22 protein-coding genes are annotated in these 21946 nt (G+C 47.2%); 16 read left to right on the forward strand and 6 right to left on the reverse strand.

Features of this window, described 5'->3' with window-relative positions; all coding sequences use genetic code 11:
* Nucleotides 1–2: 2 nt before the first annotated feature.
* Nucleotides 3–1184, forward strand: coding sequence for a glycine C-acetyltransferase (locus tag KNO69_RS05520; protein ID WP_214816550.1), 1182 nt, complete (start codon nucleotides 3–5; stop codon nucleotides 1182–1184).
* A 687-nt stretch (nucleotides 1185–1871) separates the two neighbouring features.
* Here KNO69_RS05520 and KNO69_RS05525 read toward each other — a convergent pair.
* Nucleotides 1872–2420, reverse strand: a complete 549-nt coding sequence (locus KNO69_RS05525) for a DUF4256 domain-containing protein (protein WP_214816552.1) — start codon at nucleotides 2418–2420, stop codon at nucleotides 1872–1874.
* A gap of 88 nt (nucleotides 2421–2508) precedes the next feature.
* Here KNO69_RS05525 and KNO69_RS05530 point away from each other — a divergent pair, with 88 nt between their 5' ends.
* Entirely contained in the window at nucleotides 2509–3297 is a 789-nt protein-coding gene (locus KNO69_RS05530) for a hypothetical protein (RefSeq protein ID WP_214816555.1), read from the forward strand.
* 14 nt (nucleotides 3298–3311) lie between these two features.
* A complete protein-coding gene (locus KNO69_RS05535; RefSeq protein ID WP_214816558.1) occupies nucleotides 3312–3818 on the forward strand; it encodes a hypothetical protein in 507 nt (168 codons plus the stop codon).
* 31 nt (nucleotides 3819–3849) lie between these two features.
* Here the strand turns inward: KNO69_RS05535 and KNO69_RS05540 are convergent, their stop codons facing one another.
* Nucleotides 3850–5007, reverse strand: a complete 1158-nt coding sequence (locus KNO69_RS05540) for an MFS transporter (protein ID WP_214816561.1) — start codon at nucleotides 5005–5007, stop codon at nucleotides 3850–3852.
* Nucleotides 5008–5264: 257 nt separating this feature from the next.
* Here KNO69_RS05540 and KNO69_RS05545 point away from each other — a divergent pair, with 257 nt between their 5' ends.
* Both KNO69_RS05545 and KNO69_RS05550 read left to right on the forward strand, forming a co-directional pair.
* Nucleotides 5265–5858, forward strand: a complete 594-nt coding sequence (locus KNO69_RS05545) for a GNAT family N-acetyltransferase (protein ID WP_214816564.1) — start codon at nucleotides 5265–5267, stop codon at nucleotides 5856–5858.
* 34 nt (nucleotides 5859–5892) lie between these two features.
* On the forward strand, nucleotides 5893–6453 hold the full coding sequence (locus KNO69_RS05550; RefSeq protein ID WP_214816566.1) for a histidine phosphatase family protein: 561 nt from the start codon (nucleotides 5893–5895) through the stop codon (nucleotides 6451–6453).
* Between the two features lie 84 nt (nucleotides 6454–6537).
* On the opposite strand, the gene KNO69_RS05555 is transcribed toward KNO69_RS05550, so the two are convergent.
* Nucleotides 6538–7542, reverse strand: a complete 1005-nt coding sequence (locus KNO69_RS05555) for a tyrosine-type recombinase/integrase (RefSeq protein ID WP_214816568.1) — start codon at nucleotides 7540–7542, stop codon at nucleotides 6538–6540.
* A 101-nt stretch (nucleotides 7543–7643) separates the two neighbouring features.
* Here KNO69_RS05555 and hflX point away from each other — a divergent pair, with 101 nt between their 5' ends.
* From hflX to glnA, 4 genes are all read left to right on the forward strand, one after another.
* The gene (gene hflX, locus KNO69_RS05560) at nucleotides 7644–8891 is read left to right on the forward strand and encodes a GTPase HflX (protein ID WP_214816570.1); all 1248 of its coding nucleotides are present in this window, start codon (nucleotides 7644–7646) and stop codon (nucleotides 8889–8891) included.
* Nucleotides 8892–8893: 2 nt separating this feature from the next.
* A complete protein-coding gene (locus KNO69_RS05565; protein WP_214816572.1) occupies nucleotides 8894–10192 on the forward strand; it encodes a methionine gamma-lyase family protein in 1299 nt (432 codons plus the stop codon).
* Nucleotides 10193–10284: 92 nt separating this feature from the next.
* A complete protein-coding gene (locus tag KNO69_RS05570) occupies nucleotides 10285–10689 on the forward strand; it encodes a MerR family transcriptional regulator (protein WP_078147032.1) in 405 nt (134 codons plus the stop codon).
* A gap of 47 nt (nucleotides 10690–10736) precedes the next feature.
* Entirely contained in the window at nucleotides 10737–12077 is a 1341-nt protein-coding gene (gene glnA, locus KNO69_RS05575) for a type I glutamate--ammonia ligase (protein ID WP_031423481.1), read from the forward strand.
* Between the two features lie 89 nt (nucleotides 12078–12166).
* On the opposite strand, the gene KNO69_RS05580 is transcribed toward glnA, so the two are convergent.
* The 3 genes from KNO69_RS05580 to lexA form a co-directional block, all read right to left on the reverse strand.
* The gene (locus KNO69_RS05580; RefSeq protein WP_214816574.1) at nucleotides 12167–13042 is read right to left on the reverse strand and encodes an AraC family transcriptional regulator; all 876 of its coding nucleotides are present in this window, start codon (nucleotides 13040–13042) and stop codon (nucleotides 12167–12169) included.
* A gap of 191 nt (nucleotides 13043–13233) precedes the next feature.
* Nucleotides 13234–13674, reverse strand: coding sequence for a metal-binding protein (locus KNO69_RS05585; protein WP_214816577.1), 441 nt, complete (start codon nucleotides 13672–13674; stop codon nucleotides 13234–13236).
* The gene (lexA, locus tag KNO69_RS05590; RefSeq protein ID WP_031423487.1) at nucleotides 13674–14294 is read right to left on the reverse strand and encodes a transcriptional repressor LexA; all 621 of its coding nucleotides are present in this window, start codon (nucleotides 14292–14294) and stop codon (nucleotides 13674–13676) included. Before lexA ends, KNO69_RS05585 begins: the two co-directional genes overlap by 1 nt.
* Nucleotides 14295–14497: 203 nt before the next feature.
* On the opposite strand from lexA, the gene KNO69_RS05595 reads away from it, so the two are divergent.
* From KNO69_RS05595 to KNO69_RS05625, 7 genes are all read left to right on the forward strand, one after another.
* Complete coding sequence (locus KNO69_RS05595; protein ID WP_074036863.1) at nucleotides 14498–14734, forward strand: hypothetical protein; 237 nt, start codon at nucleotides 14498–14500, stop codon at nucleotides 14732–14734.
* Nucleotides 14735–14805: 71 nt separating this feature from the next.
* Entirely contained in the window at nucleotides 14806–15450 is a 645-nt protein-coding gene (locus KNO69_RS05600; RefSeq protein WP_214816580.1) for a YneB family resolvase-like protein, read from the forward strand.
* Nucleotides 15451–15510: 60 nt separating this feature from the next.
* On the forward strand, nucleotides 15511–15744 hold the full coding sequence (locus KNO69_RS05605; RefSeq protein WP_214816583.1) for a DUF896 domain-containing protein: 234 nt from the start codon (nucleotides 15511–15513) through the stop codon (nucleotides 15742–15744).
* Nucleotides 15745–15943: 199 nt separating this feature from the next.
* Nucleotides 15944–17935 (forward strand): transketolase, encoded by a 1992-nt coding sequence (tkt, locus tag KNO69_RS05610; protein WP_214816587.1) that lies wholly within the window; start codon nucleotides 15944–15946, stop codon nucleotides 17933–17935.
* Between the two features lie 125 nt (nucleotides 17936–18060).
* Nucleotides 18061–18294: a YneF family protein gene (locus KNO69_RS05615; protein WP_012726454.1), complete on the forward strand. Its 234-nt coding sequence runs from the start codon at nucleotides 18061–18063 to the stop codon at nucleotides 18292–18294.
* Between the two features lie 125 nt (nucleotides 18295–18419).
* A complete protein-coding gene (locus KNO69_RS05620) occupies nucleotides 18420–20174 on the forward strand; it encodes an ABC transporter transmembrane domain-containing protein (RefSeq protein WP_214817837.1) in 1755 nt (584 codons plus the stop codon).
* Nucleotides 20164–21927 carry an ABC transporter ATP-binding protein gene (locus KNO69_RS05625; protein ID WP_214684116.1) on the forward strand — a complete coding sequence of 588 codons (1764 nt, stop codon included), beginning with the start codon at nucleotides 20164–20166 and terminating at the stop codon, nucleotides 21925–21927. The genes KNO69_RS05620 and KNO69_RS05625 overlap by 11 nt, the downstream gene beginning before the upstream one ends.
* Nucleotides 21928–21946: the final 19 nt, after the last annotated feature.

The raw sequence follows: 21946 nt of genomic DNA on the forward strand, positions 1-21946 counted from the left end.
ACATGGCATTTGAACATATTACAGAAGCAATCAATGAGATGAAAGAACAAGGGACGTTCCGTAAGCTCGTCCCGCTCGAATCGGCACAAGGGAATGAAGTGACAATCGATGGGAAGTCACTCGTTCAGCTGTCATCAAACAACTATCTCGGACTCGCGAATCACCCGCGTCTGAAGCAGGCGGCGATTGAAGCGGTCGAACATTACGGTGCAGGAACGGGATCAGTCCGTACGATTGCTGGGACGTTCGAGATGCACGAAGCGTTCGAGCGTGAACTCGCGGAGTTCAAACATACGGAGGCCTCACTCGTCTTCCAATCAGGATTCGCGACGAACCTCGGAGTATTGTCTGCACTGCTTGGACCGGAGGATGTCGTCATCAGTGACGCCCTCAACCATGCGTCAATCATCGATGGGATTCGCCTCACGAAAGCGGCTCGACGTATCTATAAACACGTCGACCTCGAAGACTTGGAGAAGGCGTTGAAAGAGACACAAGATTATCGCACACGTCTTGTCGTGACGGACGGTGTGTTCTCGATGGACGGGAACATCGCACCGCTTCCGGCCATCGTCGAACTCGCCGAGAAGTATGACGCTGCGGTCATGGTCGATGATGCTCACGCATCTGGCGTTCTCGGGAAGAACGGTCGCGGAACGGTCAACCACTTCGGTTTGGACGGTCGTGTCGCGCTTCAGGTCGGGACGCTCTCAAAAGCGATCGGTGTCCTCGGTGGCTATGTCGCCTGTTCACAAGATATTCGGGATTACTTGATCCACAAAGGTCGCCCGTTCCTCTTCTCGACATCACATCCACCGGCAGTCGTGGCGGCGAACCGTGAAGCGATCCTTGTGATGAAAGAGGAAGAAGAGCTGTTCGACAAGCTATGGGCGAACACCGAGTTCTTCAAGAACGGTTTACGTGACCTTGGTTTCGATATCGGACATGCGACGACACCGATCACACCGGTCATGCTCGGCGAAGAGACGCTTGCGCATACATTCTCGGACAAGTTGAAAGAGCATGGTGTATTCGCACAGAGTATCGCTTTCCCGACGGTCGAACGCGGGAAAGCCCGTATCCGGACCATCGTCACAGCGGAGCATACACGAGACGACCTCGAACGGGCACTCGAAGCGTTCAAGACGGTCGCGGAAGAGTTAAATGTGACATTACACGCATAAACGAGGACTGCAGACAATCTGTCTGCAGTTTTTTAGTGGATTGGTCTATGGAATCGAGTATATTCAAATAGAGCACAAATGAAGTAAATCGAAATATAGCGTATTTCTTAATATTTCAATTACCGTATTTTGATTGAATCAGTACATATTAGAAAAGAGGAAAGGCTATGTTTCAGCAAGGGATCTTTCAAGTGGGAATGGTATTAGATCGAGAGACGTTTTCGATTCTGACGATTTCACCACCATTCATAATAAATGTGATATTTAGTGTCCTGATTTTGATTGGCGTCTTGTACTTTCGGAGTGAGAGTTGGAAAGGGAAATTGTGGAACGTTGTACTGATTTGTTACGCGCTCTTATTCATCTTTGTCTATATAGGAGCCTGGTTTGTGAGGCTGAAATACAACCTTACACCGAGTTTCAACGAGTCGTTCGCTCTCGAACCCTTTCCTGGATGGAAGATTTTTTCATACAATGGATTGAGAACGGTATAGAAGAACCGAATTTGACAGCAAATGCGGTTGCGTTTGGTGCGTTGCTGTTCTACTTCAGGAAGTTCAAGGGTAAATATACGTGGATATTAAGGCTTTTCGCAGTGATTCCTGTCAGCTTATTTTTCATCATATTTATTCCGAAAGTCTTTAGTTGGTTATTGCAATAAAAAAGAAGCAAGGCGCAATGCCTTGCTTAAATCGTGATCATTCCTCTAAAACCTCGAGCGGCATAATAAGAATCTGCACCATTGTGGTAGACGAAGATGTGATCATAGCGACGGTCGCAGAACAGGGCGCCACCTTTTTGACGAATGGTGTCCGGTGTCTGAATCCAACTTGACGTCTTCAAATCGAATGCACCGAGCGTTTGTAAGTGTCGGTATGTTTCTTCATCGAGAAGGGTTATGCCCATCTGTTCAGATAGGGCGCCCGCGCTTCCGGCGGGTTTGTTCTTCTTACGTGCCTCAAGAGCTGGTTCGTCATAACAGAGACTTCGTCGACCACTCGGACTCTCGACTGAACAGTCGCAAAAAGCGAGGTCTCCGTTAGGGAGACGAATCACGTCTGGTTCTCCGCCGGTCTCTTCCATCAATGCGAGTGAGGTCAACTTATCCTGATCAATTTGAATTCGCTCCAATATGTCTGACCAGACGACGTCAGAATGACGTTCAACGTTTTCAGTGAAACGAGACTCGAGGGTATTAAGTAATTTGTGGGTTTCTTCGTGTGAAAGCTTCGACATGAGAATCACTCCGATCATGTATTTCTTTCAGTATACGACATTATTTAGTTCAATTTACTTCATTCGTTACAAGAAAGGAGAATCTAGTTTGAACTTTGATGAAACAAACGTCGAACATTTACATGTTCAGTCATTTCAGACGATGGATTTGTTCACATTGAAAGATGGCTATTTAAGTCGATTGCCAGTCGGTTCATATCGAGTCACAGATTATTGTGAACTTGACGTGATGGTCACGAGTTCACAATTAGGACGACTACGGTACATTGATTTGACCTTGCCGTTAGGCGTTTACACAGAGGAACAACTTTTCTTGTTGTATGATCCGTATCGTCGTGAAATCTATTCAACTCAGACACGGATCGATCTCGATGAACGACGCATCTCGACAGTTGATTTTCTAAGTGCTTACAGTCGCGAGTTTCATGACCCTGATTCGTTTTCTCTAAAGAAAGAAAATCTATTTAACCTACCGTCGGATAGCAACTGGAGGGAATTTAGGTTACCAAAAGTGAAGTCAGCAGCGGCATTCTTATCTCAACTATTACATATATTAGATGTCACTTCGTTTCAGACAATTTTGAAGAATAATCGATTTTTATCTGATTTCACGGAATGGGCAGATCAGACAAAGTGTGAGTACAGTATCGAACATCATGGGAGAAGGATATGGTCGAATGACTATATGGTGACATGCAATCTTTCAAATGTATCTGAAAGTGATCTCCTGCAATTGGTTACAATGATTGAGACAAGAGAAGAATTAGAAGAATTTCGATTTTTGATTGAGACTGAAGGGTGTATACTTTCACTTTTCATTTTAGGAGATGTTAGGCGAGGCTATGGCGTCGGAGTATTTCAATACGAAAGTGACTAAAAGGAGGAGTGACAATGGAGTTTGAGGATCTATTCTTCTATCATGTGTTTGATTTTCAGCATGATTTAGAATCGAGTCGCCTGACCTTTCAAGTGAAGTTACTCGATCACCTGAAGAAGCGAAACACGACATTCCGTGAACGAGTCGAAGTGGATGGCGTTTATTCGCTACGAGAAGTGATCAATGTAAAACTATGCTTTGAAGACGTCATCTATATGGAGGTCATTCAAGAGTCATTTGCGGATGGGATCATGGATGAACCGACAGATGAGTTCGAAGGAACGCAGATCAAGCGATTCGAGCAATCGGGATATGTAGACTTTTTGAAACAGACGCGTTTCTCATTTTGGGAAGTGATCCATGACGACTCAACAATCTTCACGCACTATCGCATTAGCGGTCTGAACTCAGTTTTAGAAATCATCACGCTTTCGGAACCGACCGTTGCATCTGTGATTTCACTCGATTGTAATCGAAAGGGGAGTCCAACCGTATATTTCGGTGGAAAGTTCTATACATAAGGCGCCCTCTCTTAGAGAAGGCGCCTTATGTTTATACAGATGATACGGTCAACATAGACTGTTCAGTCGATCGTCCGATCCAAATCAACGGAAGGGTCAAAAGTGCTCCGAGAAGGTAAACCGAATCGATCGGTAGTCCATCCGCAAGAAGACCGAACAATAAGCTTCCCACACTGAATGCGAGGGCGTATCCCGTTTGTTGCACACTGTACACATAAGGAAGTTGTGTAGTCGGGATCTGTTCTTGAATGACGGTGTTCGTCTGAATGATGCGGATTTGTGTGGCTGCGCCTTGAATCACTAACGCCAAAATCGCAAACGCGAGATGCTCGGTCACGCCGAACAACAGGGCGGCAACAATGGATAAGACGACAGTCGACGGTAGCGAGGGCGCTCGACGAGACCGATAAAGATAAGCACTCGCTGCAATCATACTGATCAAAAATGATGCGTTAAGCGTTCCCCACCAGCCTGGATCGACTTGCAGATGTCGCTCGAGATAGACGAGAAGCAACGCTGAAATCCAAAGCGTGCTGACAAATGATTCATATGTCACAAACCAAGTCACACGACGAGCGAATGGTGACGTTCTTACATAAGTAAGACTATCGCGTAAAGTAATCGATTCCTCCGTTCCATCATCGACGATGTCTTCCGTAAGCGATTGATAGAAGTAAATCGTCACAACCGTTGAAAGGCTGAAGAGAACGAGTGAAACGATTAATGCAAAGGAGCTAGACGAGAGAGAGACGAGCATCGTCCCGAGCGGCCACATCGCGAGTTGGATGAACTGATTGGAACCTTGAACGAGGCTGTTCGCTTGTTGACGATTCGTCGCCAAACTTGGGATGAACGAGGCTTGAATCGGACGTGCGAACCCATCGAGAAATGCAATCCACATGACGAGTCCGAGAACAAGAATCGAATCCGTGAAGAGAACGAGAACAAGGGTGATCGTCTTCATCAGTTGTGACAGGACGAGCGTTTTCCCGAGAGAGTAGCGACTGAGGATGCGGGCGAAAAAGAGTCCGCTGAGCGTCATACCGGCAGTCACGGCAATCGGGAAACTGGCCGCCATGAGAGCGGATCCAGTTTGTTGATACAGCAAGGCAATGAGCGCGACGATGTACAGGACATCGCCAATGTTTGCGAGCCATTGGCTAACGAGCAGTGTGTAAAACGATTTCATCACAAATCTCCTCCGAATCTATTCAATTTGGTGGGTTGGACGAATCGTTTTTACACATTTTCACCTCTTCATAAAATGATATAAAAATAATTATACAAAATTTGATTAATTCTGTAAACTTATCATATGGGTGAAATTGTCATAATAGAAGAGTGGAATGATTCAACAAGCTTTGATGGTAGTGGGTAAAAAGCAATTACGTGGGTTACTTTACGAAAGTGAATTGAAAAAATAATGAATGATAAGGATGGGACTATATGCTTGAATATAAACTAAATGATGATGTCACACTGAGAATGTTCAACACAGACGATGCGGACGAGTTATTTAAGCTCACGATTGCATCGAAGCCTTATTTGCGAGAGTGGGTTGGCTGGCTCGACTATATTGAGACGGTGGAAGACTCGAAGCAGAACATAGAGGGACGAATCAAAGGGTTGATTGAAACGGGCGGGCACCCAAAATCGTTCGCTTTGATGTATAAAAGAGCACTGGCCGGAACAATTGGATTTAACGAAATCGATCGTGGTATCCAATGTGGCACAATCGGATACTGGCTCGGACAAGAGTTTCAAGGGAAAGGCATCATGAGTCAAGCGCTCGAGACCATCATCGAGTATGGGTTTCAAGATTTGAAACTAAATAAAATTGAGATCCGAGTCGCGACAGAGAATGTGAAGAGTCGGGCACTTCCGGAACGATTCGGCTTTAAGGAAGAAGGGGTCATTCGAGATGCGGAGTGGCTGTATGACCGTTACGTCGATCATGTCGTCTACGGGTTGTTGAAACATGAATTTTTACAGCTAAACCATCATTCTAAAGCTTTTGATGAGGCTGGACATCGTATGTAAACAACGACGAGACATTTTAAAAGGGGACTACTGAATGACAACCATATATTTTGTCAGACATGCACATTCTACCTATACACCAGACGAATTCGCCAGACCGTTATCTGAGAAAGGAATGCATGATGTTGCTGAAATTACAAACCTTCTAATCGATGAGGGGATCGATATCGTGACTTCGAGTCCATATAAACGAGCCGTTCAAACCGTAAAAGGCATCGCGGATTATCTTGGAAAGGACGTTGTAGTGTCGGATGATTTAAGAGAGCGAACCTTGACTTCAGAACCGGCTAAAGACTTTACAAGCGAGATGGAGACCGTTTGGGAAAATCCTGCGTTCGCATGGGAAGGGGGAGAGTCGAACGATCAGGCTCAATCTAGAGGGGTAGAGGCTCTCATATCACTGCTCAGTACATACGAAGGGAAAAAAGTGGTGCTCGGCACACATGGAAATATTATGGTCCTCATGCTGAATTATTTTGATGCGCGATATGGATATGAATTTTGGAAAGAACTCGACATGCCGGATATCTATAAGGCGACTTTTGAGAACAACACATTGATGAGTGTCGAGAAGTTATATAAACCTCAAGGTTAGAAATCGATTGACTATAGATGGTAAGGATCAAGTTGTCTTCGTACCATTGGATAACCTGAAATCGTACAGACCAAGACCCGCCCTTCACGAGAGGGCGGGTCTTTCGTCTGACTCAAATAACTCAGTTCCGAACTCTTCATACGCCTGTTCATACCGGCGGAGGGAAGATTCCTTATGCATACAGGTGATATTCATCCGCTCGGATGGTGTCAGATCGGCCGCATATGTCTTCAACACATGGGCGTTTCGAAGCATCGATGGCGTGACGGAGCGCGCGAGTCCACTTCGTTCGTTCAACTGCCGCATCATTTTCGTAATCATGACGATCGTCAATTGCTTCGGTTGATTCTTCGCATACACCCAGCGGAACGTCATCCGGGCAAAGTCGAATGAGACGAAGACCGGGTCTTCTGAATACCAACGTGGTCGTACCGGGGTCGGGATATCAGCCAGGTAATTCATGAGCAACGATTGATCTTCCTGTGACAGCTTCAACGTGAAACGGTTTCCGAGACGATCATACACGTCGAAGGTGTGATCGACCAGATGCAAGTCGCTCATTCGCAAACGAATGATGTGATGGACACGCAATCCATATTTATAGAAAAGCGTCACAATCAGTTCGTTCCGATTGACGAGATAAGGATGAGCTTGGAGCTGATTCTCACTCAGTCCTCTCGTCGAACGAATCGTTTGAACGAGTCGGTCGAATTCAGATTCGAGTGCGACTTGGTCGACTGTCAACGTATGTGCCGGTTGGGAATAGGAAAGCATCTTTTTACGAAGCGGATTTAAAAATTGGGTCAGGCTATTGATGACCGTGACGATTCTTGCGACGGTCGCCTGTTGATAGTGCTTCTCTTCGATTAAGAAGTCATTCACGAATGTCTTCCACGATTCGAGCGGAACGTCTAACCAGTCCGTCGGTTCGTTCAGTTCGACATTGTGGTCGTGAAAGTATTTATGCACGTCAATCAAGTCGTAGCGATATCGCTTAAGCGTCGAGGGTTGACGACCGCTGGCGCCGAGATGATAGAGGTACGTTTCAATAAATTCCGGGAGCGGGTAGTCTTTTCTTCGTTTCGTCATGGTCGAGCCTCCTTCTTCCTTTATCCTACCACAAACGGACGTTCTCTATACGCTGATTCGTGGTAAGATGGAAGGTGAGACTTTATGGAATGAGGGATTACATGATTGAACGTGAAAAAGTTGTCATCGTCGGTTGTCAGTTGCCTAGTACCGATGATTGGACATATGAACAGTCGATGGGCGAGCTCGTCGAACTCGTGGACACGGCGCAAGGCGAAGTCGTTGCCAGACTCGACCAAAAGCGTCAACAAATCGACCGTCGTACCTTTATCGGGAAAGGGAAAATCGAGGAACTCGCGATGCTCGTCGAACAGTTCGAGCCGGACTTATTGATTTTCAACGCCGAATTGACACCGGCACAGTCGAAAAACATTCGCATCGCCTTGAACGACCCAGATGAGATGAAGTTGATTGACCGCACACAGCTCATCTTGGACATCTTTGCGAGCCGTGCGCAATCGCGCGAAGGGAAATTGCAGGTCGAACTCGCACAGATGAACTATTTGCTACCACGTCTCATCGGTCAGGGGACGCAGCTCTCGCGACTCGGTGGTGGAATCGGGACGCGTGGTCCTGGTGAGACTAAACTTGAATCGGACCGTCGTCACATCAAGCGACGCATCGATGAAATCACGAAACAGCTCGAGGGGACAGTCGCACACCGTGGACGTTACCGAGAACGCCGGAAAGAAAATCGCGTATTCCAAGTCGCGCTCGTCGGGTATACGAATGCTGGGAAGTCGACAATCTTTAACCGATTGACTGATGCCGACACGTACGAGCAGGATGAACTGTTCGCGACGCTCGACCCGTTGACGCGCGAGCTCGAACTTCCGCGAGGCGGGAAAGTGCTGATCACCGATACGGTCGGATTTATCCGTGACTTGCCGACGAAACTCGTTGCGGCGTTTCGTTCGACTTTGGAAGAAGTCGTCGGTGCCGACTTGATCCTCCACGTCATCGATGCATCGAACCCGCACTACCTGAATCAAATCGATACGACGAATGCGGTATTGGAAGAACTCGGTGCGAGTGAGGTACCTCAGCTCGAGGTATATAATAAGAAAGACCGTCTCACGAAAGACTTCGTCGGCGGACCACTGTTGATCTCGGCAATCGCATCGGAAGATATCGTGACGTTGACAGGAGCACTCGAGGATAAGATTGCGGACATTTTGACAAGAGTCCATGTCATCCTCCCGGTGACGGCGTTTGAACATTACCACCCGGCCAAAGAGGCGATGTATCGTCTTGAAGAGAGCTTTTTAGATGACGGTTCTGTCGAATTAGTAGGTTATATGAGAGAAGACACGCGTCTATACGCGACGCTAAAACAATTTGAGGTGTAAGTATGTGGCAAGAAAAGATTGAACATTATGATGCGCTCGCGCCGTTCGTAAAAAAAGCGGAGGTGCGGGTAAAACCGTTTTTCGAAAAGATAGAAGAAACAGCTGAATTCAACCAGTATCGCGTCTTAGAATCGTTTAATAAGCATAAAGTATCAGATTTTCATTTTAATCCGACGACGGGATATGGGTATGACGATATCGGCCGGGACACGCTCGAATCCATTTATGCGGATGTGTTCGGAGCCGAGCTCGCGCTATGCCGACCGCAGATCATCTCCGGTACCCATGCAATTGGGATTGCCTTGTTCGGTGTCCTTCTACCAGGTGATGAGCTGCTCTATATCACGGGGAAGCCGTATGACACGCTTGAAGAAATCGTCGGCATCCGTGGCGATGGTCGCGGTTCGTTGAAAGAACTCGGTGTCCATTACGATACTGTCGAGTTAAAAGAGGAACGTGAAATCGACATCGACCGCGTCCTCGAACGGATTCGTCCTGAGACGAAACTCGTTGGGATTCAGCGATCGAAAGGGTATGCGAATCGTCGCAGTATTCCAGTCGATGAAATCAAAGTGGCCATCGAACGGATTAAAGCGGAACATCCGCATGTGTATGTGTTCGTGGACAATTGTTACGGTGAGTTTGTCGAGACGATCGAACCGACGCACGTCGGGGCTGACTTGATGGCTGGTTCCCTCATCAAGAACCCAGGCGGTGGATTGGCGAAGACGGGCGGTTATATCGCTGGTACGAAAGAGTTGATTGAACGGTGTTCGTTCCGGATGACGACCCCAGGTATCGGAAGTGAAGCCGGACCATCACTCTACTCGCTTCAAGAGATGTATCAAGGCTTCTATATGGCACCTCATACAGTCGCACAGGCATTAAAAGGGGCCCATTTGACGGCAAGTCTATTGTCTTTGATCGGATTCGAGACAGATCCCCACTATACGACTCCACGAACGGACTTGATTCAGTCGGTGACGTTCCGTGACCGCGACAAGATGATTGCGTTTTGTCAGAGCATCCAAATGGCATCGCCGGTTAATGCCCATGCGTTACCGGTGCCTGCCTATATGCCGGGTTATGAAGATGACGTCATCATGGCAGCTGGGACGTTCATTCAGGGTTCTTCCATCGAGCTGTCTGCCGATGGTCCGCTTCGGGCGCCGTACACGGCGTACGTCCAAGGTGGTCTGACGTATGCTCACGTAAAAGTCGCGCTCATGTTGGCGTTGAGCCAATTACACGGTAAAGGATTGGTCAAATTCAATGACCAAAATCAGCCGACACATTTGTAACTAATCTGTCATGTTAACTTTATTAACATCTATTGACAGGATTGTTGTCATATATTATTCTCACATTGTGAGACAGAAAAGGAGGGGTAAGGATGGCCGATCAATTTCGTCGCTCCAACCCGTTGTTTCCGATTGGAATCGTCCAAGATTTGACGCAACTGACAGGTAGACAGATTCGGTATTACGAAGAACAGGGTCTGATTTCGCCTAGTCGGACGGAATCGAAACGACGACTTTATTCCTTTAATGATGTCGAACGTCTACTCGCAATCAAGGATTACATTGATCAAGGCTTTAACTTGGCGGCGATTCGCCACATGTTAGAGCAAGAAGGTGAAAAAGAAGCGGAAGCATCTGCTCCGACCGCACCGGTCAGTGAAGCACCGAAGGTTTCGGAAAAAGAGTTACATCATTTGTTGAAAACACAGCTTCAAGAAGCCGGTCGTTTCAATAAGACGTCGCTCATTCAAGGTGAGCTTTCACGTTTCTATCGATAACGCCGCACACATCAACCATTACGCAATGTGAGAGGGGACATTTTACCATGGCCAGAAAAACGTTCACAAAAGAAGACATTAAACGCATCGCACAAGAGGAAGACGTACGCTTTATTCGTCTTCAATTCACGGACATCCTCGGAACAATCAAAAACGTCGAGGTGCCGATCAGTCAATTGGACAAAGCACTTGATAACAAGATGATGTTTGACGGATCGTCAATCGAAGGATTCGTCCGCATCGAGGAATCAGACATGTACTTGTATCCAGACCTCAACACGTGGGTTGTCTTCCCGTGGACAGATGGCAGCGGAAAAGTTGCTCGCTTAATTTGCGATATTTATAACCCAGACGGCACACCATTCAGCGGTGACCCGCGCGGTACACTCAAGCGTAACCTTGAGAAGATGCAAAAACTTGGTTTCACAGCGTTCAACGTTGGACCAGAGCCAGAGTTCTTCTTGTTCAAAAAAGACGCATCAGGTCGCCCGACTCTTGAACTCAACGACCAAGGTGGATACTTCGACTTGGCACCAGTTGACCTCGGTGAGAACTGCCGTAAAGAGATCGTCATCGAACTTGAAAACATGGGCTTTGAAATCGAAGCATCACACCACGAAGTAGCACCAGGACAACACGAAATCGATTTCAAATACGCAGATGCTGTCACAACGGCAGATAACATCCAAACGTTCAAGCTCGTCGTCAAGACGATTGCTGCGAAATACGGTCTTCACGCGACATTCATGCCGAAGCCACTCTTCGGTGTAAACGGTTCAGGAATGCATGCGAACATGTCACTCTTCAAAGGCGACACAAACGTCTTCTACGATCCAAACGGCGACATGGAACTTTCTGACACAGCTCGCGCGTTCACAGCCGGTATCTTGGAGCATGCTCGTGCCTTCACGGCAGTATGTAACCCGACTGTCAACTCATACAAGCGTCTCGTACCAGGCTACGAAGCACCTTGCTATGTTGCATGGAGCGCACGTAACCGTTCGCCACTCGTACGTGTACCAGCGGCACGTGGTCTCTCGACTCGTATCGAAGTACGTTCGGTTGACCCAGCGGCGAACCCGTACCTTGCACTTGCTGCCCTCTTGGCTTCAGGTCTTGACGGGGTCGAAAAGGATTTGAATGCACCTAAACCAATCGATAGCAACATTTACGTGATGGACAAGCCAGAGCGTGTAGCAAACGGAATCGACGATCTCCCGGCCACACTCTTCGACGCACTCGAAGTCCTTCGTGCGGACAAAGTCGTGATGGACTCACTTGGTGAGCATATCGGTGAACATTTCCTCGAGTTGAAAGAAATCGAGTGGGATATGTTCCGTATGCAAGTAACAGAGTGGGAACGCGATCAGTACATGACGCTCTACTAAATAGAAGAGATATATAAAAGAGTATGGAGCATCCCTCAATTTGGGATGCTCCATACTCTTTTTGATAAATCATAATAGCGGAGATATCTTTATGATTCCGGCTCTTCTCTAACCTTCACAGGGACCCAAACCTCGCTATATACGTTGTCATATCCTGTTTCTATTTTGCTAAATGAAATGCTTGGCAAGTCTTGAAGTGCGTATCCCGAAGAAGGTAACCATTCTGCATAGGTTCTTGCCATCGTCTCTTGTAGAGTGCTTGGGAATGGTCCAGTGTTCGGGAAGATTGCCCATAAACTTTTTGGGATTGAAATCACTTCGACATCGTCATACTTAATTTCTCTTGTCGTGGCAAAACCAATCATATGTGTCAAATAACCTTCTTCTTCTAAGTGACCGTCATCAAAGTTGAACGATACGTTCAAGGCACGATGCGGATATAAATTGCCCAATTCATGCATGTGAGCCCGTTGCTGTTCCGTAATCGACTTCGCGAGTTCCAGGATTTCTTCGTTGACTCCCTCGAATTGAATAGGGACACGCTTTGAAACTCCAACGATTTGAAAAGCTTCTTTTTCTTCTAACTTGAACTCCATTGATGTTCCTCCTTTTATATCGATATAAAACGTGAAGCGAGGGAACGACTTTTGAATGTGATTCTTCATGACTTCAGAAGGCAAATGACCAGACCAATCTCGAAACGCTCTGGAAAACCCTTCGACCGATTGATATCCATAGAGATATGCGATTTCTGTTACGCTTGAACCATGAACCAATTTTTCATTTGCGATAGAAAACCGTCGATTTCGTATATAAGTGTGAAGTGTCATTCCTGACATATACGAAAACATTCTCTTAAAATGATGAGCAGATAGTCCGGTGATTTTTGTGATCTCTGAATCTAAGAGTTCTTCCGTTAAGTGCTGTTCGATAAAGTCCATCAGCTCATTTAATGCTTTTACCATCAAGTTCTCCTCCTTCATAGTTTGACAATATCGGATTTCTTCCAACTCATCTCGATAATTTGCGTGCAGGAAAAATCGGGTCGTATTAGTTTAAGCATTTCATTCATAAAATGGATACCCTATAACACGTTATCATTCCAATTAAGACAAAGGACCACCTTCTGTACTTCACGAAGGTGGTCCTTTGTTGGTTAAAACGCTTTTTTAAAAAACGTTGATGTATAGTCGAGCGTCGTATGCAGTGTCGTCGCAAACACGAGCCCTAAAAAGAAGGACATGCCATGAATGTCCACCCATGAGCGTATTTCCTCTTCGTATGCCGTGAAGGGCAAGATCAGCACGAGTGGGAACCCGATATATGCAATCCGAATCACATCACTCAAAGCAGGTAGGTGCGAGAAGAGCGAACGGTGCGGCATGAGCTTTACGTAAGGGAGCCAAATCAGTTTGAGAGGTCCCCATCGATAATAGGCGTCTGATTTCAAATCGAGGTCCGGGGAGAGCCAGAGTGTACCGATGATGGCACCGATGATCAATGAGAACGGAACATCGATTTCAAGAAAAGGCGTGGCAACCGCGAGTGCTCCGGTTGCCACGAGATTCGTACGGGTATGGGTCTTGCCACTAGCCATTAATGAATCGTTCGGTATACACCGATAACCTTCCCTAAAATCGAGACGTTGTCAAAATACATCGCTTCTAACTCGTCGTTCTCCGGTTGAAGCCGGACCTTCGAAGCTTCTTTGTAAATTCGCTTCACGGTCGCTTCGCCTTCTTCCGTCATGGCGACGACAATCTCTCCATTGTCGGCCGTGCTCTGCTGGCGGACGAGCACCCGGTCTCCGTCCAAGATGCCTGCATTGATCATCGAATCCCCAGAGACAGACAACATATATACATTATCTGACCCGACGATATGTGCTGGAAGAGGGAAGTGTTCTTCCACGTTCTCGATGGCGGTGATCGGTGTCCCGGCAGTGACCTTCCCGATGACCGGTACGTACATGACGGACTCTTGCTCTTCCATTGTCGGCATATCTTCAGTCAAAATTTCAATCGCGCGAGGCTTCGTCTTATCTCGACGAATCAATCCACGCTTCTCTAAACGATCTAGATGACCGTGTACGGTCGAACTAGATGCAAGACCGACGGCTTCTCCAATTTCACGAACAGAAGGCGGATAACCTTTTGCCCGTACTTCGTCTTTGATGAAATCAAGAATCTGCTGTTGTCGCGCTGACATTTTTTTCATTATGTTCACCTCGATATAATCGAATAACCTGCAATCGCATCCTATTCTTTATGTGTCTAGTGTAACACAAGAACACATGAGCGTACAAACATTCGTTCGTTTTTTTGTGTTGACCGAACACGGGTTCTTGTTTTATGATGAGAACAGATAAACGAACAAACGTTCTAACGAACATATATTCTTATGCAGGAGGTAATGTAATCATGAAAGATACACTCAACGGAATCATTTTAGTCGGGATGCTCTTGGTCGGGATGTTCGCTTTTTATTTGGCTGGTGAAATGCGAGGGGAACCAAAAGTTGTCGATCCGGTCGTCACGTCAGAGCGGACAATCGAAGAAGAGGTTGCGTACGTCGAAGCAGAATCACTCGAAGCACAGATCATGGCAGAGCGTGAAGAGCATAACGAACGAAAAATGAAATGGTATGCCGCTGAGTGATCTTTCTTCATTGCGAATCAATCTTAAACTGTGTATCGTAACAAATGAATGCAATGAAAGGGAGTGGTGCGGTGCGAGTCGTCATCTATTGCCGGGTATCGACGAACAAGTCTACCCAAGAGACATCACTCAGTCGGCAAGTCGAAGAATTACAGCAGCTGGCTTCGGGATTAGGGGCCGACGTCATAGATGTCATCACAGAACAGGAGAGTGGTTATGAAGTCAACCGGCAAGGGCTACTTGATTTACTTGACCATGTATCCACCTCTCGGCTCGATGCTGTTCTCGTCACGGATGACAGTCGTTTAGGGCGAGGGAATGCCAAGATTGCGATCTTGCATACTTTAATGAAGCATGACGTGAGATTGCTGACGATGCAGTCTACGTCGGACTATGTCGTTTCCGATGCAGAGAAGATGGTATTGGAGATTGTCAGTGTTGTCGAAGAATATCAACGAAAAATTCACAATGCGAAAATCTCGCGTGGGATGCGTCGTGCGGTCGCTAACGGATTTAACCCACAGCGCAACATTCAAAATCATGATCAAGGTGGGCGACATCGAATTGAAGTGCCAATCGAAGAGATTATCCAATTGCGTGAACGTGGCTTGACGTTCGCTGAGATTGCGGCGACGCTACGTGGATTTGGCTATGAGGTCTCGAAGGCAACGGTCAATCGACGATATCTTGAGCACCAGTCGGTTGCTGAAACTTGATTCTTCCTTTCTGATTTTGTAAAGTATAAGAACAAATTCACTAGAGAGGGGGCGAGTCATATGTTAGCACCAGGACAATTGGAGCGAATCAATTTCCTCGCCAACAAAGCGAAGACAGAAGGACTGTCTCAAGAAGAAATGAACGAGCAACAAGACTTGCGTCAAGAATATTTGAAGGCGTTTCGTCAATCGTTCAAATCACAAATGATGGGTATGAAAGTCGTCGACCCAGATGGAAATGACGTTACACCAGCGAAGTTGAAAGAAGACCAAAAACGCTATCGCGGTGAGTGATACCGAATGCACATCCTATTTCGCATAGGATGTGCATTTTTGTTATACACGAACACGCATCAGACGAACGGATTACATGCTATTTCATGCAATAGAAGGAAACGATTTCACCAAATGTGTTATACTAATTAATTAGTTGTGACACACGATTGAGTATGATAAAATATGACGGGTAGAAAACCTTCTTAACACAGAGAGGATGAAATTAGTGGAAACAACTACTAAAGAATTATTAGCGATTAACTCGATTCGGACGCTCTCGATTGACGCAGTCCAAAAAGCGAACTCTGGTCACCCAGGGATGCCGATGGGCGCTGCCCCGATGGCGTTTACACTTTGGACAGATAAAATGCGTCACAACCCGAAAAACCCGAATTGGTTCAACCGTGACCGTTTCGTGCTCTCAGCGGGTCATGGATCGATGCTCTTGTATTCGCTCCTTCACTTGTCTGGCTATGATTTGTCGATGGACGATTTGAAATCATTCCGTCAAATGGACTCGAAGACACCTGGTCACCCTGAGTACCGCCACACGGCTGGGGTAGATGCGACAACGGGCCCACTTGGACAAGGGATTGCGATGGCTGTCGGGATGGCCATGGCAGAGAAACACTTAGAAGCGACTTACAACCGCGACGAGTTCAACGTCGTTGACCACTACACGTTCGGCATTTGCGGTGACGGAGACTTGATGGAAGGTGTATCTGCGGAGGCGGCTTCCCTCGCAGGTCACTTGAAGCTCGGTAAACTCGTCGTTCTTTACGATTCAAACGATATCTCTCTCGATGGCGACCTTCATAAGTCGTTCTCTGAAAGCGTAGAAGACCGTTTCAACGCTTACGGATGGCAAGTCATTCGTGTCGAAGACGGAACGGACATCGATTCAATCGCAAAAGCGATCGATGCTGCGAAAGCAGAGACGTCGAAGCCGACATTGATCGAAGTCAAGACGGTCATTGGATTCGGTTCACCGAACAAGTCGGGTAAATCGGCATCACACGGTGCGCCACTTGGAGACGCTGAAATCGAATTGACGAAACAGTTCTACAAATGGGAAGGCGAGTCATTCTACGTTCCAAACGAAGTATATGACTTATTCAACGAGAAAGTTGTCGAGCCTGGTGCGAAATATGAGTCAGACTGGAACGAACTCGTTGAAGCGTATAAAGCGGCACACCCTGAGCTCGGAGCACAGTTCGAGCGTGCGATGAACAATGAGCTTCCTGAAGGTTGGGATAGCGAGTTGCCGACATTCGAAATCGGTTCGAAAAAAGCAACACGTCAAACGAGCGGTGAAGTGTTGAACGCAATAGCAAAAGCAGTACCGACACTCTTTGGTGGTTCGGCTGACCTTGCTGGATCGAACAACTCGATGATCAAAGGTGCGGTAGACTTCGATGAAGACCCAGCTGGTCGTAACATCTGGTTCGGTGTTCGTGAGTTCGCGATGGCGGCAGCTGTGAACGGTATGGCCCTTCACGGTGGTGTTCTTCCTTACGGTGCGACGTTCTTCGTCTTCTCGGATTACCTCCGTCCTGCAGTCCGTCTCGCAGCACTTATGGGACTTCCATCGACGTTCATCTTGACGCACGACTCAATCGCAGTCGGTGAAGATGGTCCAACGCACGAGCCGGTCGAACATCTGATGAGCTTCCGCGCGATGCCGAACCTCTCTGTTCTTCGTCCTGCTGACGGCAAAGAAACGATTGCAGCTTGGAAACAAGCGGTGACATCGAAAACGACTCCTTCACTTCTCGTCTTGACTCGTCAAGCGTTACCAGAACTCGAAGGTACATCTATTGAAACTGCAGCAAAAGGAGCTTACGTCGTTGCAGGTGAATCGAAAGATGCAGACGTTCTCTTGCTCGGTACAGGTTCTGAAGTACACGTTCTCGTTGAAGCGCGTGAACAGCTCGCGTCAGAAGGCGTGAAAGCGGCAGTCGTCTCGATGCCATCATGGGAACTCTTCGAAGCGCAATCTGCAGAGTACAAAGAATCTGTCCTTCCATCTTCAGTCACGAAACGTGTATCACTTGAAGCGGGTGCGACACTTGGATGGTACAAATATGTAGGATTCGGTGGTAAGGTACTAGGAATTGACAAGTTCGGAGCATCTGCACCTGGTGACCTCCTCATGAAAGAATACGGCATGTCAGTCGACAACGTCGTCAATGCAGTAAAATCACTTTAATCTCTAGTTAGATTGTTGTGACGGCCAATCGTTTGGCCGTCACTTTTTTTCTGGACGACTAGCGAAGTTGTTCAATTTAGTGTATAGTAAAAAACGATGTTTCATATGGTAGAGGAGGTAAAGCCTTGAGTACATTATTCTGGATTCTTCTTGTCGTGGCAGCACTCATCGGGGGTATCGCGATTGGATTCTTTATCGCGCGTAAATACATGATGAACTACCTTGAACAGAACCCGCCAATCAATGAAGATATGATTCGTACGTTGATGATGCAGATGGGTCAAAAGCCATCACAGAAGAAAGTCAACCAAGTGATGCGCGCCATGAACGTGCAGATGAAAAACGAAAAGAAATCATAATCAATCACGAAAGCACTTCGGTTCCCGAAGTGCTTTTTTGTTTCCTCTTTTTGTTAGACAATCGAACAAACTTTCGCTACGATTAATGAATAATCTTCATCTAAAGACAAAAGGGGGCGTTTCACATTCGTGTATTCAAACAATTATCTTGGTTTTTGCGTCTTGAGTGGAAGACGTACGCGCTCGGCATCGTCTTACTGATCTTCGTGGCTGGTCTAGAACTGATTCCACCACGCATCATCGGACGGATTGTCGATGAGATTAACCGTGGTTCGCTTTCGTCCGACACACTCTGGCTGTTATTAGGGGGACTTGCTGCTGTTGGGATTGGAAATTATGTCGCCCGCTTCTTTTGGCGCTATTTTATCTTCGGCGCATCGATTCGTCTAGGAAGAATGCTTCGTAGCCAACTATATCGGCATTTCACAGATCTTGATCAGCGATTTTATAAAAAGTCACGGGTCGGTGATTTGATGGCCCATGCGACAAATGATGTACAAGCCGTATCGATGACGGCCGGTGCGGGGATTTTAACACTCGTCGATAGCGTGACACTTGGGACGTTCGTCATCATCACGATGGTTACAACAATCAGCTGGAAATTGACGCTCGTCGCCTTACTACCGTTACCAATCATGGTCGCTTTGACAACGCGATATGGAAAGATGTTACATAGCCGATTCGGGGTCGCCCAAGCGGCATTTTCAGAATTGAATGACAAAGTGCAGGAAAGCGTCAGTGGCGTCCGTGTCTTAAAGTCGACGGGGGAAGTCGATCGAGATGTGGAATCGTTTGAGAACTTATCGAGTGAAGTCATGGCGAAAAACGTACGAGTCGCGAAGATTGATGCCTTATACGACCCGACCATCTTCGGAATTGTCGGACTGTCTTATATCCTTTCGGTCGGGTATGGAGCCGTCTTGATTGAACAAGGCGAATTGACGATTGGACAGATTGTCAGCTTCACAGCTTATTTGGCACTGTTGACATGGCCGATGTTAGCCTTTGGATGGTTGTTCAATATCGTGGAGCGTGGACGCGCGTCTTACGACCGAATTGAGCGAATGCTCGCCGTCAAACCTGAGATTCAAGACGACCGCATGGCTGCGACGACCCTTTCTCATTCAGAGGTGGAAGTTGATATTCGAAACTTCGCCTATGACGAGACCGTTGTGCTTCACAATGTCCATTTTCGGATTGAGCGTGGGAAAACCATCGGGATTGTCGGCAGGACAGGTGCAGGGAAGACGACGATTGTCCGTCTATTGACACGGGAGTATGATGTGAAAGATGGAAAGATAAAAATCGGCGGGATCAACATCCGCCAAGTGAAAAAGTCACTTCTGATGGATAAGATTGCGGTCGTGCCGCAAGACCATTTCTTGTTCTCGGATTCGATTGCGAACAATATCGCGTTCGGAAGGCCTGAAGCGAGCATGGAAGAAATCATCGAAGCAGCTAAGGTTGCTGAGGTGCATGAAGATATTGTCCGTCTTCCGGAAGGATATGCGACACTCGTCGGTGAACGTGGAGTCACATTATCAGGAGGACAAAAACAACGGATTTCCATCGCGCGGGCGCTCATGACAGCGGCGGATGTCTTGATATTAGATGATGCCCTATCTGCGGTCGATGCGAAAACGGAAGAGTCGATTATCGAGCATTTTCGAGTCGGTAATCCAGATCAGGCGCGCGTCATTGTCGCACATCGTCTTTCGGCTGTAGAACACGCTGACGAGATTCTCGTGATTGAGGACGGAAACATCATTCAACGAGGTCGCCATGAGGCATTGCTTCAAGAGACGGGCTGGTATCGTGAGACATATGATCGTCAGCAACTTGAAGCGATTGTAGAAGGGGGGGGACACGATGAAACATGATGTCCAAGAATGGCAAGTCATCAAGCGACTGCTCAGTTACGCGAAACGGTACGGAAAACCGCTAAGTGTTGCCTTCGTATTTCTCTTGATTGCGACAGGTGCAAAGTTGGCAGGGCCGTTTCTAATCAAAGTGTTCATCGATGAATTCGTCACACCGGGTGTCTATCCAACGAACTGGGTCATCGCTCTCTTCGCCGTCTATATGGTTCTTCACGTATCTGCAATCGTGTTTGATTATCTACAATCGATTTCGTTTCAAAAGATTGCGCTGAAGATTGTTCAAAATATTCGGATGGATATTTTCCGCCACGTCATGGGGATGCGGCTCGCTTATTTTGACCGTACACCAGCGGGCGTCCTTGTATCGCGTATTACGAACGATACGGAGGCGGTGAAAGAGCTCTATGTCGGAGTGATGAGTACGTTCGTTCAGTCCGCTGTTCAGTTGATCGGGACGTATATTTTCCTCTACATTTTAGAGCCGCCGCTCGCGACGATGGGGCTCATCTTGTTGCCTCTCTTTTGGCTCATCATTTGGGCGTATCGTCGTTTCTCGACGAAATATTTCGCACAAGTCCGGGATTTGTTGTCACAACTCAACGCCCAGTTGAACGAATCCATCAACGGGATGGGCATCATTCAACAATTTCGTCAAGAAGAGCGTCTCATCCGTCAGTTCGAAGAGACGAACGAAGCGCATCAGGAGGCACGATATCGGAACTTAAAACTCGATAGCATGTTGCTACGCCCAATCATCGAACTCCTTCTTGCCTTCTCCATCATCGGTCTGCTCGGCTATTATGGGGTGCTCTCCATGAGTGAACAGGTTCAGGTAGGGGTCGTGTATGCTTTCATCAGCTATATTGAACGTATTTTCCGTCCTGTACTCGATATCATGCAACGATTGAGCGAATTTCAACAAGCCGTCGTATCGGCGGATCGTGTCTTCAAAATTTTAGATACGGATGAACCGGCTCCAGGTAAACGGATGCCTGGTGAAGCGCGGATCACTGATGGGGAAGTTCGGTTCGAAGACGTGACGTTCAGTTACGACGGAGAAGTTGACGTGTTGAAACAAATTTCGTTCGTGGCGAAACCTGGTGAGACGGTAGCGCTCGTTGGTCATACTGGGAGTGGTAAAAGTTCAATCATCAATTTGTTGACCCGTTTTTACCCATATGAATCTGGTCGCATCACGATTGACGGGCAACCGCTCGAACAGTTCGAGGAGCAAGAGCTTCGTCATCAGGTCGGGCTTGTCCTACAAGACCCATTCTTATTTACGGGAACAATTGAAGAGAATTTGAAGCTGTTCAATCCGGACATCGATTCTGAGCGCGCGCGTGAAGCTGCTGAATTCGTCCAAGCGCATACGTTCATTGAAAAGTTGGATGCTGGCTATGGCCATGTCGTCGGAGAGCGTGGAGCGACGTTCTCAAGCGGGGAGCGTCAATTGCTCGCTTTTGCCCGTACGGTCGCACGTAATCCAAAGGTGCTTATTCTCGATGAAGCGACAAGCTCCATCGATACCGAAACAGAAGAGCGTGTACAGACTGCGCTCGATCGGATGCGTCGGGGTCGGACGACGATTGCAATCGCTCACCGCCTGTCGACGATTCAAGATGCAGATTTGATATTAGTCTTGCATCGCGGTGAAATCGTGGAACGCGGCAACCATCAACAGTTATTGAAACAAGACGGACTGTACAAAAAGATGTATGAATTGCAATCCGGACAACGTCTGATGTCTTGATTTGGAAAGGATACCTATT

It is taken from the genome of Exiguobacterium sp. s131 (assembly GCF_018617345.1).
Lineage (GTDB): Bacteria > Bacillota > Bacilli > Exiguobacteriales > Exiguobacteriaceae > Exiguobacterium > Exiguobacterium profundum.

Excerpts from the sequence above, each read along its gene's own strand:
- KNO69_RS05605 (WP_214816583.1), top strand. The coding sequence starts at position 15,511 with ATGTTAGCACCAGGACAATTGGAGCGAATCAATTTCCTCGCCAACAAA.
- hflX (WP_214816570.1), top strand. The coding sequence starts at position 7,644 with ATGATTGAACGTGAAAAAGTTGTCATCGTCGGTTGTCAGTTGCCTAGT.
- KNO69_RS05545 (WP_214816564.1), top strand. The coding sequence starts at position 5,265 with ATGCTTGAATATAAACTAAATGATGATGTCACACTGAGAATGTTCAAC.
- KNO69_RS05535 (WP_214816558.1), top strand. The coding sequence starts at position 3,312 with ATGGAGTTTGAGGATCTATTCTTCTATCATGTGTTTGATTTTCAGCAT.
- KNO69_RS05585 (WP_214816577.1), bottom strand. The coding sequence starts at position 13,674 with ATGGCTAGTGGCAAGACCCATACCCGTACGAATCTCGTGGCAACCGGA.
- KNO69_RS05625 (WP_214684116.1), top strand. The coding sequence starts at position 20,164 with ATGAAACATGATGTCCAAGAATGGCAAGTCATCAAGCGACTGCTCAGT.
- KNO69_RS05550 (WP_214816566.1), top strand. The coding sequence starts at position 5,893 with ATGACAACCATATATTTTGTCAGACATGCACATTCTACCTATACACCA.
- KNO69_RS05540 (WP_214816561.1), bottom strand. The coding sequence starts at position 5,007 with ATGAAATCGTTTTACACACTGCTCGTTAGCCAATGGCTCGCAAACATT.
- tkt (WP_214816587.1), top strand. The coding sequence starts at position 15,944 with ATGAAATTAGTGGAAACAACTACTAAAGAATTATTAGCGATTAACTCG.
- KNO69_RS05525 (WP_214816552.1), bottom strand. The coding sequence starts at position 2,420 with ATGTCGAAGCTTTCACACGAAGAAACCCACAAATTACTTAATACCCTC.
- glnA (WP_031423481.1), top strand. The coding sequence starts at position 10,737 with ATGGCCAGAAAAACGTTCACAAAAGAAGACATTAAACGCATCGCACAA.
- KNO69_RS05595 (WP_074036863.1), top strand. The coding sequence starts at position 14,498 with ATGAAAGATACACTCAACGGAATCATTTTAGTCGGGATGCTCTTGGTC.
- lexA (WP_031423487.1), bottom strand. The coding sequence starts at position 14,294 with ATGAAAAAAATGTCAGCGCGACAACAGCAGATTCTTGATTTCATCAAA.
- KNO69_RS05570 (WP_078147032.1), top strand. The coding sequence starts at position 10,285 with ATGGCCGATCAATTTCGTCGCTCCAACCCGTTGTTTCCGATTGGAATC.
- KNO69_RS05580 (WP_214816574.1), bottom strand. The coding sequence starts at position 13,042 with ATGGTAAAAGCATTAAATGAGCTGATGGACTTTATCGAACAGCACTTA.
- KNO69_RS05565 (WP_214816572.1), top strand. The coding sequence starts at position 8,894 with ATGTGGCAAGAAAAGATTGAACATTATGATGCGCTCGCGCCGTTCGTA.
- KNO69_RS05555 (WP_214816568.1), bottom strand. The coding sequence starts at position 7,542 with ATGACGAAACGAAGAAAAGACTACCCGCTCCCGGAATTTATTGAAACG.
- KNO69_RS05520 (WP_214816550.1), top strand. The coding sequence starts at position 3 with ATGGCATTTGAACATATTACAGAAGCAATCAATGAGATGAAAGAACAA.